Origin of the sequence: Streptomyces sp. NPDC096310, assembly GCF_044763125.1 — a bacterium.
In the GTDB taxonomy this organism is placed as follows: domain Bacteria; phylum Actinomycetota; class Actinomycetes; order Streptomycetales; family Streptomycetaceae; genus Streptomyces.
Genome location: NZ_JBIWFO010000001.1, coordinates 239,441 through 254,631, shown reverse-complemented (window position 1 = coordinate 254,631; position 15,191 = coordinate 239,441). Strand labels below are relative to the sequence as shown.

The 15,191-nt window shown below is 72.7% G+C and carries 13 protein-coding genes; 5 read left to right on the top strand and 8 right to left on the bottom strand.

Annotation, left to right across the window (positions count from 1 at the left end):
- Positions 1-91: 91 nt before the first annotated feature.
- The 4 genes from ACIQ7D_RS01055 (at position 92) to ACIQ7D_RS01040 (ending at position 3,458) form a co-directional block, all read left to right on the top strand.
- Entirely contained in the window at positions 92-1,180 is a 1,089-nt protein-coding gene (locus tag ACIQ7D_RS01055) for an NAD-dependent epimerase/dehydratase family protein (protein ID WP_403931985.1), read from the top strand.
- A gap of 168 nt (positions 1,181-1,348) precedes the next feature.
- Positions 1,349-2,110, top strand: coding sequence for a glycosyltransferase family 2 protein (locus ACIQ7D_RS01050; RefSeq protein WP_403931983.1), 762 nt, complete (start codon positions 1,349-1,351; stop codon positions 2,108-2,110).
- Positions 2,107-2,739 carry a DUF2064 domain-containing protein gene (locus ACIQ7D_RS01045; protein ID WP_403931980.1) on the top strand — a complete coding sequence of 211 codons (633 nt, stop codon included), beginning with the start codon at positions 2,107-2,109 and terminating at the stop codon, positions 2,737-2,739. Before ACIQ7D_RS01050 ends, ACIQ7D_RS01045 begins: the two co-directional genes overlap by 4 nt.
- A complete protein-coding gene (locus tag ACIQ7D_RS01040; RefSeq protein ID WP_403931977.1) occupies positions 2,736-3,458 on the top strand; it encodes a class I SAM-dependent methyltransferase in 723 nt (240 codons plus the stop codon). The genes ACIQ7D_RS01045 and ACIQ7D_RS01040 overlap by 4 nt, the downstream gene beginning before the upstream one ends.
- A 13-nt stretch (positions 3,459-3,471) precedes the next feature.
- Here the strand turns inward: ACIQ7D_RS01040 and ACIQ7D_RS01035 are convergent, their stop codons facing one another.
- The 4 genes from ACIQ7D_RS01035 to ACIQ7D_RS01020 form a co-directional block, all read right to left on the bottom strand.
- Positions 3,472-5,580, bottom strand: coding sequence for an acyltransferase family protein (locus tag ACIQ7D_RS01035; RefSeq protein ID WP_403931975.1), 2,109 nt, complete (start codon positions 5,578-5,580; stop codon positions 3,472-3,474).
- Between the two features lie 244 nt (positions 5,581-5,824).
- A complete protein-coding gene (locus ACIQ7D_RS01030; RefSeq protein WP_403931973.1) occupies positions 5,825-6,373 on the bottom strand; it encodes a DUF4232 domain-containing protein in 549 nt (182 codons plus the stop codon).
- A gap of 514 nt (positions 6,374-6,887) precedes the next feature.
- Positions 6,888-7,616: an SDR family oxidoreductase gene (locus tag ACIQ7D_RS01025; protein WP_403931972.1), complete on the bottom strand. Its 729-nt coding sequence runs from the start codon at positions 7,614-7,616 to the stop codon at positions 6,888-6,890.
- Positions 7,617-7,802: 186 nt separating this feature from the next.
- Complete coding sequence (locus ACIQ7D_RS01020) at positions 7,803-8,570, bottom strand: TetR/AcrR family transcriptional regulator C-terminal domain-containing protein (protein ID WP_403931969.1); 768 nt, start codon at positions 8,568-8,570, stop codon at positions 7,803-7,805.
- 178 nt (positions 8,571-8,748) lie between these two features.
- Between ACIQ7D_RS01020 and ACIQ7D_RS01015 the strand changes: the two genes are divergently transcribed.
- On the top strand, positions 8,749-10,356 hold the full coding sequence (locus ACIQ7D_RS01015; protein WP_403933745.1) for a CocE/NonD family hydrolase: 1,608 nt from the start codon (positions 8,749-8,751) through the stop codon (positions 10,354-10,356).
- A gap of 11 nt (positions 10,357-10,367) precedes the next feature.
- Here the strand turns inward: ACIQ7D_RS01015 and ACIQ7D_RS01010 are convergent, their stop codons facing one another.
- The 4 genes from ACIQ7D_RS01010 to ACIQ7D_RS00995 form a co-directional block, all read right to left on the bottom strand.
- Positions 10,368-11,654 (bottom strand): alpha-L-fucosidase, encoded by a 1,287-nt coding sequence (locus ACIQ7D_RS01010; RefSeq protein WP_403931966.1) that lies wholly within the window; start codon positions 11,652-11,654, stop codon positions 10,368-10,370.
- Positions 11,655-11,753: 99 nt separating this feature from the next.
- Positions 11,754-12,518 carry a carbohydrate ABC transporter permease gene (locus tag ACIQ7D_RS01005; RefSeq protein ID WP_403931963.1) on the bottom strand — a complete coding sequence of 255 codons (765 nt, stop codon included), beginning with the start codon at positions 12,516-12,518 and terminating at the stop codon, positions 11,754-11,756.
- Between the two features lie 464 nt (positions 12,519-12,982).
- Positions 12,983-13,420: an SH3 domain-containing protein gene (locus tag ACIQ7D_RS01000; RefSeq protein ID WP_403931961.1), complete on the bottom strand. Its 438-nt coding sequence runs from the start codon at positions 13,418-13,420 to the stop codon at positions 12,983-12,985.
- Between the two features lie 119 nt (positions 13,421-13,539).
- Positions 13,540-14,883, bottom strand: a complete 1,344-nt coding sequence (locus ACIQ7D_RS00995; protein WP_403933743.1) for an FAD-binding oxidoreductase — start codon at positions 14,881-14,883, stop codon at positions 13,540-13,542.
- Between the last annotated feature and the right edge of the window lie 308 nt (positions 14,884-15,191).

Sequence of the window (15,191 nt, the reverse complement as noted above, 5' to 3'; positions counted from 1 at the left end):
GGGTGATCCTCGGGGCTGCCGGTCCTCCGGAGCTCCGACGGCCCGGCGCGGAACCGTCATGACGGGCCTCCCGCCGCATAGCGTCACCGATATGCGCGTACTCGTCACCGGAGGCGCGGGCTTCATCGGCTCGCACATCGTCACTGCCCTCACCGCGGCCGGCCACGAGCCCGTGGTCCTGGACGCCCTGCTGCCCACGGCCCACCCGGTGCCGCCGCCGCGTCCCCCCGGAGTGGAGTGGACGGAGGCGGACGTCCGGGACGGGGCCGCCCTCACCGAGGCGCTGCGCGGCGTGGACGCCGTCTGCCACCAGGCGGCGATGGTGGGGCTCGGCAAGGACTTCGCCGACGCACCCGCCTATGTGGGCTGCAACGATCTGGGCACCGCCACCCTGCTCGCCGCGATGGCGGAGACAGACGTACGGGCTCTGGTGCTGGCCGGTTCGATGGTCGTGTACGGCGAGGGCCGTTACGACTGCCCCCGGCACGGCCGGGTCGTACCCGGGCCGCGCGCCGCGGCCGATCTGGCGGCGGGGCGCTTCGAGCCCCGGTGCCCGGAGTGCGGCGCGACGCTGTCTCCCGGCCTGATCGGCGAGGACGCGGCGCCCGATCCGCGCAATGTGTACGCGGCGACGAAGCTGGCACAGGAACACCTCGCGGCGGCCTGGGCCCGGGCGACGGGCGGGCGAGCCGTGTCGCTGCGCTACCACAACGTGTACGGGCCGGGGATGCCGCGCGACACTCCGTACGCGGGCGTCGCCTCCTTCTTCCGCTCCGCACTGGCGCGCGGCGAGGCGCCACGGGTCTTCGAGGACGGGTGCCAGCGCCGGGACTTCGTCCATGTGCGCGACGTGGCGGCGGCGAACGCGCTGGCGCTGACGGCCGTACCGGAGCGGGAGCCCGGTGTGCTGAGCGCCTTCAACACCGGTAGCGGGGAACCGCGCACGGTCGGCGCGATGGCGACGGCCCTGGCGGACGCGTACGGCGGACCCGCGCCGGTGGTGACCGGGGAGTACCGGCTCGGCGACGTCCGGCACATCACCGCCTCGTCGCGGCGGCTCCGAACGGAGCTGGGCTGGCGATCCACGGTGGGATTCGCGGCGGGCATGGCGGAGTTCGCCCAGGCGGGGCAGCGCGGGGCCGAGGTCGCGGAGAACTCCGTGGCGGCGCCGGCCTCCTGACCCGAACGGACCGCGTACCGCGGTCGGCCCCCTTGCGCGTCTTGTCCCCTGCTCTTCTTGTCCCCCTGTTCCTCTTGTCCCCCTGCTCCTCTTGCCTCCCTGTTCCTCTTGTCCCCCTGCTCGTCGCACCCTCCCGGTCCATCCCACGGAATCCATGCGGAGATACTTGTGACCCACCCTCTCCCCGCGGAGTCCGGCGTTCCCGCGCCGGGCGCCGTCCCCGCCACGGCCGATGTCGTGCTGCCCTGTCTCGACGAGGCCCTCGCCCTGCCCTGGGTCCTGGAGCGCCTGCCGGCGGGCTGGCGCGCGATCGTGGTCGACAACGGCTCGTCCGACGGCTCCGCGGAGATCGCCGCGGCGCTCGGCGCGACGGTGGTGCATGAGCCCCGGCGTGGTTTCGGCGCCGCCTGCCATGCCGGACTGCTCGCCGCCGAGGCGGAGTTCGTCTGCTTCTGCGACTGCGACGCGTCCCTGGACCCCCGGCTGCTGCCCCCCTTCGTCGCCGAGGTGGCGGCGGACCGGGCCGATCTGGTGCTGGGCCGCCGGCGTCCCGAGCGACACTCCGCCTGGCCTGCGCACGCGCGCGCCGGGAATCTCGCACTGGCCCGCATGACGCGCCGCAGAACGGGGCTGCCGCTGCGTGACCTCGGCCCCTTGCGGGCGACCCGCCGTGAGGCGCTGCTCGGGCTCGGGCTCACCGACCGGCGCAGCGGCTACCCCTTGGAGATGGTCGTACGGGCGGCCGACGCGGGGTGGCGGGTCACGGAACACGATGTTCCGTATCTGTCCCGGGCCGGGAAGTCGAAGGTGACCGGCACTTGGCGCGGTACCTGGCAGGCGGTGCGTGACATGCGGGGCGTGCTCGCCGGGCCGCCGCGCGCGACAGCGACGACCACGGCGACAGCCACAGCGACGACGGGGCCGCGATGACCACCCTGCTCGTGATCGCCAAGGCGCCCCTGCCGGGCCGGGTCAAGACCCGGCTCACCCCGCCGTTCACCCCCGAGGAGGCCGCCGCCCTCGCCGAGGCGGCGCTCGCCGACACCCTCGCCACGGTGCTGGCCGCCCCCGCCGACCGCCGGGTGCTCGTTCTCGACGGCGCCCCGGGCCCCTGGCTGCCGCCGGGCATCGAAGTGGTCCCGCAGTCGGCGGGCCCGCTGGACGAACGGCTCGCCGCCGCTTTCGGGCGGTGCGCGGGGCCGGCGCTGCTCGTCGGAATGGACACGCCGCAGCTCACCCCCGAACTGCTGGCCCCCGCCCTGGCGCCGGACGCCTGGCAGGAGTGTGACGCCTGGTTCGGGCCCGCCGCCGACGGCGGATTCTGGGCACTGGGACTCGCCGCGCCGAAACCGGAGCTGTTGCGGGGCGTCCCCATGTCGTTGCCCGAGACCGGGGCGGTGCAACGCCGTCGGCTCACCGCCGCGGGACTCCTCGTACGGGATCTGCCGGAGCTCCGCGACGTGGACACCGCGCACGACGCGGCGCTGGTCGCGGCCATCGCCGCGGACAGCCGCTTCGCCGCGGCCCACCGCCGGTTCGCCGCCGCGGGTGTGCGGTGACCCACGCCCGTACCGGCCACGGGGCGGTGCGGACCCGCCCCACGACGCCCTGGCAGGCCGATCCGTACACCGAGGCCCTGCGCGCGGGACGTGGCCCGCTCTTCCTGCGGCGTTCCGACGGCCGCCTGCTGCCGCTGGAGGTGGAACGCTGGTGCGCGGCGCCGGACGCGGCGGACCTGACCGTGCTGGAGCGGTGTCGCGGCGCGGTGCTCGACATCGGCTGCGGCCCCGGCCGGATCGTCGCGGCGCTGGCCGCCCGGCGCGCCACCGTGCTGGGCATCGACGTCAGTCCGGCGGCCGTGGCACGCACCGTCCACACCGGCGGCAGGGCGATGGTCGGCTCGGTGTTCGAACCTCTGCCGCGCGAGGGGAGTTGGGACACAGGGCTCCTCCTCGACGGCAACATCGGCATCGGCGGCGATCCCGGGGCTCTGCTCACCCGCGCCACTCACATCCTCGGACCATCGGCCTCACTGATCGTGGAAACCGCGTGGCCGGACGGTGCCGAGACCGACGACCTGGACGAACGGTTCCAGGCACAGGTCGACAACGGCGCGGGCGCATCGGGGCCGGTGTTCACCTGGGCGCGGCTGGGAGCCGAAGCACTCGCCCGCTACAGCCGCACCACCTGCTGGACACCGACGGAACGGTGGACGGCGGGTGGACGCTCCTTCGTCGTCCTGCGGCGACAGCAGCGAGATCTGCCCGAGCCGCCCTGATCACCCGGTGTGTTCAGGGCGCCGCGACGAGGCGGTCCAGCGAGGGCGCCAGAACCGGGGCAAGCGCATCGGCGTACGCCTCCGAGAGATGGCTGCCGTCGCGGTAGACGGCGGTGTCGGCGACGACCACGGGGCAGATGCCGGTGTGGGGGGCGCAGAGCCAGGGGGTCGGGTCGATGACGGTGGTGGCTGTGGTGGATGCGGCGGCACGGAGGGCGCTGCCGCGGGTCGCGTCGTGGATCGCGTCCGGCAAGTGGTTCGCGCAGGCGCGCAGTTGCAGGGAGTTTCTGGCGGCGCAGTCGATCGGGTCGGCCTTGGGCCACGGGGTGTCGAGCAGAGCGGCGACACGGACGCCGGAGGTCCCCAGGCCGCGGAAGGTGTTCTCGAAGCCGGTGGTCCACTGGCGGACCGGATCGGCGGCGGGGCGGGCCGGGTCTCCGGCGTCCGAGGAGGAGACGACGACCAGGTCGGGGCGGAGCGTCTTGATTCTCGCGATGGCGTGGGAGCGCCAGGTGTCGCAGGCGGTGTACGGCTTGTGGCCGCTGACGATGGTCACATCGGCGACCTTGCAGGAGGCTTTCGTCAGCGAGACCAGCTTCCAGCCGCGTGTGGTCGCGAGCCGTCGCAGGGCCGGGAACCACTGGGCCGCGTGGGAGTCGCCGAAGAGGACGACCGTACGGGATGACCTCCGGTCGCCGTAGACGCAGGGCCGGGTGCCGGTGGCGGCGTAGTCGGCGTGGCAGCCGTCCCGGTAGACCGCTGAGCGGGCGGACCGCACCTTCGGCAGGGGCGGGAGAAGGTTGCCCGGCAGGGCGGTGGGGGACGACGCCAGGAGTTCGGCGAGACGCGCCCGCGGGGCCGGTGCGTCGGAGAGAGCCCGCGCCAGCGCGGGCGCGGGGGCGCCCACCTCGATCGTCGGTGGGACCGCCGTCGCCGTCACGGACAGCGCCGAGGCGCCGGCCGACAGCGCGGCCCCGAGAACCAGGGCGCGGCGGGGGCGCCCGCGGAAGGCCCGGTGGAAGCGGACCGGGTTCTCGATGAGACGCAGGGTCAGCCACGCCAGGCCCAGCGCCGCCGCGGACAGCCCGAGCGCGAGCGGCACGTCGGCCGTGCCGTCGGCGCGGCCCAGCGCCGCCGGGGCGATGACCAGCAGCGGCCAGTGCCACAGGTACCAGCCGTACGAGAGCCCGCCGAGCCACACCAGCGGTCGCCGCCCCAGCAGCCACCCCGCGCCGTGGGGGGCGGGCGCGCAGCCGCCGGCCAGGACGAACACCGTACCGGCGACGGGCAGGAGGGCGTGGTAGCCGGGGAAGGACGTCTGGTCGTCGTACCGGACCGCCGCCAGCGTGACACAGGCCAGGCCGAGCCAGGTCAGCGGGGCCGCGAGGGCGGCGGGCAGCCGTTCCAGCCGGGCGGCGCCCAGCGCCAGGAGCGCGCCAGCGCCCAGTTCCCAGGCCCGGGTGAGGGAGCCGAAGTACGCCCAGGGCGCCGAGGAGTTCGTCACCAGGACGCCCACCACGAATGACCCCAGGCACAGTACGCCGAGCGGCACGGCGACCAGTCGGCGCCGACCGCGGGCGACCCGCCAGGTGACCAGCAGGAGCAGCGGCCACACCAGGTAGAACTGCTCCTCCACGGCGAGCGACCAGAAGTGCTGGAGGGGCGACGGCGGGCTGTTCTGGGCGAGATAGTCCGTACCGGCCGCCGCCAGCCGGAAGTTCACGGCGTAGAGCGCGCTGGCGAGGGCGTCGCCCGCGTACTCCGCGAGCCGCGCCTTCGACAGGAACAGCCGCGCCCCGCCCAGCGTGACGGCGATGACCAGGGACGACACGGGAAGCAGCCGTAGTGCCCGGCGGGCGTAGAAGGTACGGACCGACACCCGGCCGGTGGTGGCGAGTTCCCGCAGCAGCAGCGACGTGATGAGGAAGCCGGAGATCACGAAGAAGACGTCGACACCGATGTAACCGCCGCTGACCTGGGACACTCCGGCGTGGGAGAGCACCACCAGCCCGACGGCCACCGCACGCAGCCCCTGGATGTCGAGCCGCGGAGCATGGCCTTGGCGCGGTGCGGATCTGCCGCTCGCCGAGACGGAACTCTCGGCGGACTTGACGCTCGACACCAGGTGACTCCTCGGGGTGACTGACATGCCTCGGCTGAGGAGATCGTCCCGGCCCCCGCAGAGGTTGCGCTGTCGCCGCCCCAACTTCCCTTCAGCCGCAAAGGTTCAACTGTGCGAAACCATCGGTTCACTCGCCCCCGTCCGGCTCCTCGGGGAGCCCGGCCCCGCCGGCCGCACCGCGCCCCCGGTGAAGGCGGGGCGCGGTGCGGCCGGGCGGCGGCTGCGTCGTGGGACGCGAGGGCGACTACCAGGCGAGGGCGTCGGCCGGGTTGTCCTGCCAGTACGTGACCTGGGCGGAGCTGTTGAAGAAGACGCCGCCGTTCGGCAGCTTGAGGGTCTTCTCGTTGTCGATCGCGTTGCCCTTCTTGTCGGCGAAGATCACGCCGAGGGTCTTCTCGTTGCCGCCGCCTTCGCCGTCAGGGGAGGACGTCGTGATGCCCGCGTAGGCGGACTCGCCGGGCTGGAGCGTCACCACGGCCTGCGGTGTGGTCTCCTCGGCCCACCACAGCGGGGCCTGGGCGTCGGCGCCGGCCCTCAGGTAGGGGGCGGAGTAGGCGAAGCAGGGCTTGGTGCCGGTGTTGGTGGCCCTGAGCAGCAGGTGGTTGATCGGGCGGGACACCTCGCTGACGGTCACCTGGGTGTTGGCCGGGGTGCAGGTGACGGCCGAGGGGGCCGCCTTCGTGGCGGCGGAGGCGGTCTGCGCGGTGGCCTGGAAGCCGACGAACGCGAGGGCGGCGGCGACGACCATGGAGGAGGCTGCCGCGCGGGAGGCGGAACGAGTGGAGATACGCATGAATGGACTGCTTTCTCTGAACATCGGGAAGGCGTTCTTCCGTTTGTGAACTGTGCCGGTCGGCCGATCTCGTCCTGTGCCGTGCCGCATGGCGTGCGGGTGGCGCGCCGGAAGCGCGGGCCAGGAACGCCGAGTTGAGTGGGCGGATCACCGTGTCGGCACCGTGCTTAGATGCCCCAAGCCTGTGCCATGCGGCGTCCCAGCTGCCCTTCCATCGGGAATTTCGGGACGCTGGGATGCGCCAACTGGTCCTGACCAGGCACAACATGAGCCTTCTGGGATGTCGAACGGAATGGAGGACTGGTGAGGGCGGCTGAAGAGGTCGCTGATTTCGCGGAGCTGCTGCGCGAGTTGAAGCGGCCGTCGCCCGCTTCGCCCGGGTGTGCAGGGCGACTCCCGAGGAACTGGTCGAGTCGCGCCGGCGCCGGGCCCTGGCGGACGCGGCACGGGAACGCGCCCGGCGGGCCGCAGCGGATTCGGAACCGGACCCCACGGGCCGGGCCGGCGGCACGGGTCAGACCTGTTCGAAGTGGAACGCTTTGATGAAGCAGTCGCGAGGCTGGGCGACGGCGAAGAGGACGCACTCGACGAGCGAGTGCGCGGTGAGGGCGTCCTTGGCCTCGCGCGGGGTGGTCTCCCACTCCTCGGAGAGCGGGTCGGCGTTGTCGAAGTCGGGCGGGTAGAGCGATATCACCCGGACCCCTTGAGGACGCAGGCGCTTGGAGAGGATCTCGGTGAACCCTGCCTGGGCGCTCTTGGCCGCGTAGAAGGCGTTGTGTGCGTCCGAGCGATGGTGGCCCGGTGTTCCGCAGGCGGAGACCATCGTCACGACGTCTGGCATCTCCGACTTGAGGAGGAGGGGGAGGAAGCTTTTCGTGGTCAGGACCGTGCCGGTGGCGCCGGAGGCGATGGTGTCGACGACGTCGGCGTCGCTTGCGGACAGCAGGTCCGGCCCTTCGAGGTAGCGAGAGCCGTTGTTGACGAGTACGTCGATACGGTCCGTGTGTTCCGCGACGCCGGAAGCGAGGTCGCGGATCGAGGCGGGGTCCGTCAGGTCGCAGGCGAAGGCGTGCACCCGCTGATGGCCGCGGTCGCGAATCTCGTCGCGGACCCTTTGAGCGGCGGTGAGTTCGCGTGCGGAGAGGAAGACCTCGGCGCCGAGCTCCGCGAGGCGGATGGCCAGGGTTCGCCCGAAGTCGCGGCCGGCGGCCGTGATGACGACGCGGTGGCTGTCCCATCTCATGGTGTCGCTCCTGGTGCGTGGATCGGTTGGTGAGCTGAGGCGCGGTGCGTTGCGGCGGCTGATGTCGGCGGCGTGGGCGGCTCAGGACCGGTCCTGGGGAGCATCTGGGGAGTTCGGGCCGGAAGGCCCCTCCATCAGCTCCCCAGCAGGTTGTCGATCACTTCGTGTGTCGCGGAAGCCCCCGGGTCAGCTCGTGTCGAGGCCGTCGGTCAGACGGTTGAGGAAGCGGGTGAAGGTGGCCTCGGGGGTGAGGGAGCGGCCGGGGGCGGCGAGGGCTTCGGCGAGTTCCGGGTGGTGGCCGTCGGCGGCGACGGCGGCGAGATAGCGGGCCTCGGCCGCCGCCCGTTCGGGCGAGCGCGCGGTAGCGGCCTGGGCGAGTTCGTGGCCCACGTGCGCCGCCACGAACGAGGTGAGCTGGGCGAAGATCTCCAGCTTCGCCGCGCCGTCCAGTCCCGTGGGCCGCAGGACGGCGAGCGCGTGTTCCAGGAAGGCCAGGGTGTGAGGCCCTGGGGTGCGGCGGGTGGAGAGGACGGCGGGCAGCCAGGGGTGGCGCAGCATGAGGGCGCGTTGGAGGTGGGCGATGGTCTTCAGGTCGGCTCGCCAGTCGCCGGTCGGCGCGTACGAGGCCGACGGCCCGCCGTGGGGCGGTGGTTGGGCGCCGCCCCCCGGCTCGCCACCGGTGAGCAGTTCACCGCTGACATGGTCGACCATCAGCTCCAGCAGGGTCCCCTTGTCGGGGGCGTAGCTGTAGAGCGACATGACGCTGACGTCGACCTGTGAGGCGACCTTCCGCATGGTGACCGCTTCGAGCCCTTCCGCGTCCGCCAGGGCGACGGCCGCCGCGGTGATCGCCTCTCGGCTGTGGGCGGGCCTGCGGCCTCTGCGGGGCAGGGCCGGGCCCAGCCAGAGCTGTTGGGGGTCGACGCCCCCGGCGCCCCCTCCGTCACGGGTCACGGTCCTCGTGTTCCCTTCCTCGGTCACGGCAGCCCTTGTGGACGTCATCCAAGCATGCCATATTCTCGTACACCGTACGGAAATGAGGAGGGGAACGATGTCATCACGCACGCACGGCCCTGTGCCGAGGCCCGCCTGGGCGCCGCCGGCCGGGAAACCGCCGCTGTCCGCACGGATGATGAGGGCGACCTGGCGCCGGCTTCCGGCCCGGCGGTACGCCGTCGGGTGGGAGCCGGGGCTGGCGGTACCCGCCGCCGACGGCGCCCCGCTGGTCACGGACCACTACTTCCCGCGCGCGGAGGGCGACTTCCCCACGCTTCTCGTCCGGTCGCCCTACGGCAGAGGGCTGCCGTGGTCACCGATGTACGGCCTGCTCTTCGCCGAACAGGGCTTCCATGTGGTCCTGCAGAGCTGCCGCGGCACCGGCGGCTCGGGCGGCGGGTTCGACCTGTGGCGCAACGAACCTGCCGACGGCCGGGCCACGGTCGCCTGGCTGCGTGAACAGCCGTGGTTCACCGGGATGCTGGGGACCGTGGGCCCCAGTTACCTCGGCTACACGCAGTGGGCCCTCGCCCTGGAGCCGCCGCCGGAGCTGAAGGCGATGGTGGTGCAGGTCGGCCTGCACGACCCTTACGCCCTGTTCCACTCCGACGGCGTGCTCCGGCTGGAGACCGCGCTCGCCGTCGGCGCGGGCATGACGTACCAGCACCAGGGGATGGCGCCGTTCCTCAGGTCCGCCCTGCGTCTCCAGCGCCGTCTGCGCGATGTCGTCACGGCGCGGCCGCTGCGCGGTGCGTATGTGCCCGCACTCGGGGGCGAGGTGCCCTGGCTGGACGGTGTGATGGCGCACCCGGACGCCGAGAACCCGTACTGGCACGGCGCGGCGCTGACGGAGCCGGCGCGGACGGGGCGTGTGCCCGTCGGGCTGATCTCCGGCCGGCACGACGCGCTGGCCGACCAGACCTTCGAGCAGTACGGCAGGCTCCGTGCGGCCGGCGCCGAGACCTCCCTGCTCGTCGGCCCCTGGACCCACGCCGCCGCGCTGCGGCAGGGCTGGCCGGAGGTGTTCGCGGAGAGCCTCGCGTGGCTGCGCGCCCACCTGTGCGACGACCCCTCCGGTCTGCGGCCCACCCGGGTGCGTGTGCATGTCGGCGGCGAGGACCGCCGGCGAGATCTCGACGACTGGCCGCCGGCCCCGACCGCCGCCCCGTCCTGGTACCCCGCTCCGGAGGGGAGTCTCATCCGGCAGGAACCCACCGACTCCGGGCCGCTGGTCTCGTTCCGCTACGACCCGGCCGACCCCACCCCGTCCGTCGGCGGCCCGCTGCTCTCCCCCGCCGCCGGTCCCCGTGACAACCGCGTCCTGGAGGCCAGGGACGACGTCGTGACGTTCACCAGCGCCCCGCTGACCGAGCCGCTGGACGTCCTCGGCCCGGTCCTCGCGCGGCTGAGCGTCGCCACGGACACCGGCCACGCCCATGTCTTCACCCGTCTGTGCGACGTGGACGCGCGAGGCCGCTCCGTCAACGTCTGCGACGGGCTGGGCCGGCTGCGCACGACCGGGCAGGACCCCTCACGGGTCACCGTGCCGATGGGCACGGCCGCCCACCGTTTCGCCGCGGGCCACCGCGTGCGCTGGCAGATCAGCGGAGGCGCCCACCCCCGGTACGCCCGGAGCCCCGGCACCGGGGAGTCACCGGTGGAGGCCACCGCGTTCACCCCGGTACGCCTCACACTCCATACCGACTCGGCGCTGGTGCTCGCCCCCGGCACGGGGCTCCCGTAACGCCCCTTCCCTCAGGCGTCCTCCTTCAGGAACAACTCGACGACGGGGACGGCCACATCGGGGCGGATGATCGGCAGGGTGAGGGTCAGGGTGCCCTCGGGCTGACCGCCGAGACCGGTGGTGAGGGCCTTCACCGAGGGGTCGATCTCGCGGAACGGGATCTCCGACGCGTCGTTGAGGAGTTGCGCGTACGCGACCTTGCCACCGAGCCCCGGCAGGTGCAGATGCTCGAAGGGCCAGGCGAACAGGTGGAGGTAGAGGCGGTTGCCGCGCCGGGTGTAGCGAGTGTCGGCCGGGGCGCGGAAGGACGCGGGGCCCGCGCCGCGGATGGAGCGTTCATGGCGGCGCATCCACTCCCCGATGCCCTCCAGCGCCGTGACCGCCGTGGCGTCGAACTCGCCGCGTCCGGTGGGGCCGACGTTCAGCAGCATGTTGCCGTTGTTCGAGACACCGTCCACGAGCATCCGGACGAGCAGGTCGACGCTCTTCACCTGGACGTTGTCACGGTCGTACCCCCAGCTCCCGTTGAGGGTCTGGCACGCCTCCCACACCACGGGGACACCGTCGGCCTCCATCGGCCGGTCGGGCTGGTACTGCTCCGGAGTGACCAGGTCGCCGGGGATGTCGAGCCGGTCGTTGACCACGATCTCCGGCTGGAGACGACGGGTGAGGGCGAGCAGTTCCTCGGATCCCCACTCCTCGGCGCCCTTGCCGTTCCACACATCGTGGTGGTCGTCCTGCTTGTAGGAGAAGTCGTAGAAGAGATAGTCGATGGTGCCGTACCCGGTCAGCAACTCCTCTACCTGGCCGTGGAGATAGGCCCGGTACCGGTCCATGTCCCGGCCCTCGTTGAGCCGTTGGATCTCCTCGGGCGCGTCGTCGCGGCGCGGGTGGTGGCCGTCGATCGTGAAGTCCGGGTGGTGCCAGTCGATGAGCGAGTGGTAGAAGCCGACGCGCAGCCCCTCGGCGCGTACGGCGTCCACGAACTCGCGGACGAGGTCCTTGCCGATGGGGGTGTTCATCGACGTGTAGTCGGTCAGCTTGGAGTCCCAGAGGCAGAAGCCGTCGTGGTGCTTGGTGGTGAGGACGACGTACCGTATGCCGGCCTTCTTCGCGGCGCGTGCCCACTCCGTGGGATCGAAGAGGTCCGGCTCGAAGTGGCGGAAGTACGTGTCGTAGTCCGCGTCCGTGGTCCGCTCGCGGTTCTTCACCCACTCGTGGCGGGCGGGCAGGGAGTAGAGGCCCCAGTGGATGAACATGCCGAAGCGGTCCTCGGTGAACCAGGCGGGGACAGTCATGGACGGATTCCTTCCGTGCGGGCGTGTGTTCTTGTACGGGCGTTGCCGTGCGGCGGGGTCGTGGGTCGTACGGGTGCGGCGGGGCGGGGGCCGCCGGGGTCAGCGACCGCCGAGGCCGCTGGTGACAATGCCCCGGACCAGGTGTTTCTGGAGGAGGACAAGGATGACCACGGTGGGCAGCATGGAGACCACCGATGCCGCCATGACGAGGTTCCACTGGCTGCCCTGCTGGCCGAAGAAGGCCTGGAGGCCGAGCGGGATGGTGGCGTGCGCGTCGATGTCGTTGATCACGACGAGCGGCCAGAGGAAGGAGTTCCAGTAGCTGATGAAGGTGAAGACGGCCAGGACCGCGAGGGTCGGGCGGGCGAGCGGCAGCATCACACTGAAGAAGGTGCGGACGGTGCCGGCGCCGTCGACGCGGGCGGCGTCGTCCAGTTCCTGGGGCACCGTCAGGAAGAACTGACGGATGAGGAAAGCGCCGAGCGCCGTGAACGCCCACGGCAGGATCAGCGCCTGGAAGGTGTCGACCCAGCCGACGCCCTGCATCATCACGTACATGGGGATGACGAGTACGTCCTGCGGGATCATCGGGGTCACCAGGAAGAGCAGGAACGCGAGGTTCCTGCCGCGCCGGCGCAGCCGTGAGAAGGCGTAGCCGCTGAGCGCCGCGACCGCGAGGTTGACGGCGGTGCCGAGGGTCGCGACGAGCACGCCGTTGAGGATGAAGGGGGCGAACGGCAGATACGTGAAGACGTCCACGTAGTTCTGCCACTGGATCGAGGAGCCCCACAGGGTGGGCGGGTTGGAGAAGGTCTCGGAGTCGGGCTTGAGGCTGGTCGCCACCATGTAGATGAGGGGCGCCATGAAGAGCAGGGCGATGAGGCACAGGATCGCGTATCCGGTCGCCCGCCGAATCCGCGAGCCCGGGTCGCTCCGGGCGGGGCCGCTCCCGGCGGGGCGGCTCCCGGCGCCGGGCCGTGCCGCTCCCGTGACGTCGGAAACCGGATGTCCCGCGTCGACACTCCCGTGATCCGGCTCACCGCGACTCCCTCGTACTGTCCCGTACCTCCCGGCGTTGTCAGCCAGGCGTTCCGCGATCAAAACATCGGATGTATCGCGTGTCAAGGGATCGGTTCTCCCCTCACAGCAGCGTTATTGAGCCGCGAACCGGGGAAGAGTTGGGATGAATCACCGAGGGGCGTTCGACCCTCCGGACATACGTCAGGCCGCCACCCGGAATCCGGGTGGCGGCCTGAGGGAAGCGGGCCCGCGCGGCGCGTGGGGCCCGCGCGGGCGCGTGGGGCGCCGCCAGTGGCGGAGCGGCGGGATCAGCGGCAGTACGGCACCGGTGACAGATTCTCGACGTAGCGGGCCGCGACATAGCCGGGGCGTCCGTCGCCGAGGAGGTACCAGAGGTCGTTGCCGTCCACGTTCTGGCCGACGACCTTGCAGGACAGGGCGATGACCGTGCCCGGCCGGATACCTCCCAGGTATCCGGAGTTCGAGGTCGGCCGCTCGCGGATGGACAGGGTGAGCCGCGAGACGACCCGCCCCTTCGGCTCGGCGGCGGGCGCGGGCGCCGCGGCGGGGCCGGATGCCCCGGTGGGCGCCCGGCCCGTGGCGGGCTCCTGCTTCTGCGACTCGGTGGACGCGGCCGGGGGCGCCGGGGTGGCCGTCGCCGGGGTGGCCGCGAGTGCGGCGGAACCGGCGAGCGTGAGCACCGCGAGTGCGGCGGCGAGGCGGCTCTTGACGCGAAGTGCGGACATCGTCATCCTCTTTCCCTTTTGGGCGTTACCTCCTTCATGGCATGCCGGACGGTGCGACCGCCAGAGCGAAGCGGAAACCTCACCCGGATAGGGAGTTGAGAGAGCGGGTGGTCTGTTCGTCAGATCGCCTTACCGGGGTTGAGGATGCCGCGCGGGTCGAACGCGGCCTTCAGCCGGTGGTGCAGCGCCACGCTGTCGGGGCCGAGTTCGTCGGCGAGCCACCGGCGCTTGAGCGTGCCCACCCCGTGTTCGCCGGTGAGAGTGCCGCCGAGGCGCAGCGCGGTGGCGAAGATGTCGGAGGCGGCTGCCCAGGCCGCGTCCGGGACCTCGGGGAGCGCCGGGTCGACGACGAGGATGGGGTGGAGATTGCCGTCGGCGGCGTGGGCGAGGGTGTAGACGGGTATGCCGTGGCGCGCGGCGATCGTCTCGATCTCCCGTACCGCCTCGGCCAGTCGGGAGCGGGGCACGGCGATGTCCTCGATGAGGGGACGGCCCAGGCGCTCCAGGGACGGCAGCGCCAGCCGGCGCGCGGCGAGCAGTTCCTGGGCGGCCTTCGCGTCGTCGGTCAGTTCGACGGATGTGGCACGGTCGCGGAGGAGGGCGGCGACCCGCGCCGCCTCGGCCGCCGCGCCGGCGCCGTCGCACTGGACGAGGAGCAGCGCGGCGCCCCGGGCGCGCAGGCCGGAGCCCTGGGCGTCGTCGATGGCGCCGAGGACCGGGCCGTCCAGCAGTTCGGCCATGGCGGGTTCGATCCGGGCCGTGGCGAGTGCGGTCGCGGCGGCCGCCGCGGCGGCGAAGGTGGCGAAGTACGCGGCGACGGTCGAGGTCGCGACCGGTATCGGCCGCAGCCGTACGGTCGCCGCCGTGATCACGCCGAGCGTGCCCTCCGAGCCGGTGAGCAGGGCGGTGAGGTCGTAGCCGGCGACGCCCTTGACCGTACGGCGGCCGGTGCGCAGGAGGGTGCCGTCGGCGAGCACGGCGTCCAGACCGAGGACGCTGTCGCGGGTGACCCCGTACTTGGCGCAGCGCAGGCCCCCGGCGTTGGTGGCGATGTTGCCGCCGATGGTGGAGAGTGCGGCGCTGGCCGGGTCGGGCGCGTAACGCAGTCCGTGCGCGGCGGCAGCCCGGTCGAGATCGGCGGTGATCACACCGGGTTCCACGACGGCGAGCTGGTCCTCGGGGGAGAGCTCGACGACGCGGTTCATCCGGGCCAGGTCGAGGACGAGGGAGCCCTCGGGGGCGGTGGCGCCGCCGGAGAGTCCGGTGCCCGCGCCCCGGGGGACGACGGGGACACGCAGCGCGTCGGCGTGGCGGAGAGTGGTCCGTACGTCGTCGGCGTGCGCGGCGTGCACGACGGCCATGGGCTGGCCGTCGGGGCGGGCTCCGGAGCGGTCGGTGGCGTACGCGGCGGTGGCGGCCGGGTCGGTGGTGAGGCGGTCGGGGGCCAGGTCACGGACGAGCAGGCCGAGGAGCTGGGCGGCGGCGGTGGCCTGCGCGGTGGGCTGGTGAACAGGGTGATGTGCGGGGTTCCGGTGTGGATGGGGTGGCTGGTGGTGCGGTTGGGGTGGTTGGGGCGGCTGGTGGGTGAGGGTCACGCGGGCTCCTCGGTCGGGGCGGAGGTCTCGGTCGGCGCGGACGTCTCCGGCGGCGCGGACGTCTCCGGCGGCGGGTCGGATGTCTCCGGAGGGGCGGGAGTGTCCTTCCGGTCGGGGGGCTGCGGCCGGTCAGGGGTCCGCGGGCCGGTCGCGCGGGGGCAGCCGTACGTGCCCAC

What these genes read in the sequence shown, in the direction of transcription:
- ACIQ7D_RS01055 (WP_403931985.1), top strand. Translation starts at nt 92, where the DNA reads ATGCGCGTACTCGTCACCGGAGGCGCGGGCTTCATCGGCTCGCACATC.
- ACIQ7D_RS01045 (WP_403931980.1), top strand. Translation starts at nt 2,107, where the DNA reads ATGACCACCCTGCTCGTGATCGCCAAGGCGCCCCTGCCGGGCCGGGTC.
- ACIQ7D_RS01030 (WP_403931973.1), bottom strand. Translation starts at nt 6,373, where the DNA reads ATGCGTATCTCCACTCGTTCCGCCTCCCGCGCGGCAGCCTCCTCCATG.
- ACIQ7D_RS01025 (WP_403931972.1), bottom strand. Translation starts at nt 7,616, where the DNA reads ATGAGATGGGACAGCCACCGCGTCGTCATCACGGCCGCCGGCCGCGAC.
- ACIQ7D_RS01015 (WP_403933745.1), top strand. Translation starts at nt 8,749, where the DNA reads ATGAGGGCGACCTGGCGCCGGCTTCCGGCCCGGCGGTACGCCGTCGGG.
- ACIQ7D_RS01010 (WP_403931966.1), bottom strand. Translation starts at nt 11,654, where the DNA reads ATGACTGTCCCCGCCTGGTTCACCGAGGACCGCTTCGGCATGTTCATC.
- ACIQ7D_RS01005 (WP_403931963.1), bottom strand. Translation starts at nt 12,518, where the DNA reads ATGGCGCCCCTCATCTACATGGTGGCGACCAGCCTCAAGCCCGACTCC.
- ACIQ7D_RS01000 (WP_403931961.1), bottom strand. Translation starts at nt 13,420, where the DNA reads ATGTCCGCACTTCGCGTCAAGAGCCGCCTCGCCGCCGCACTCGCGGTG.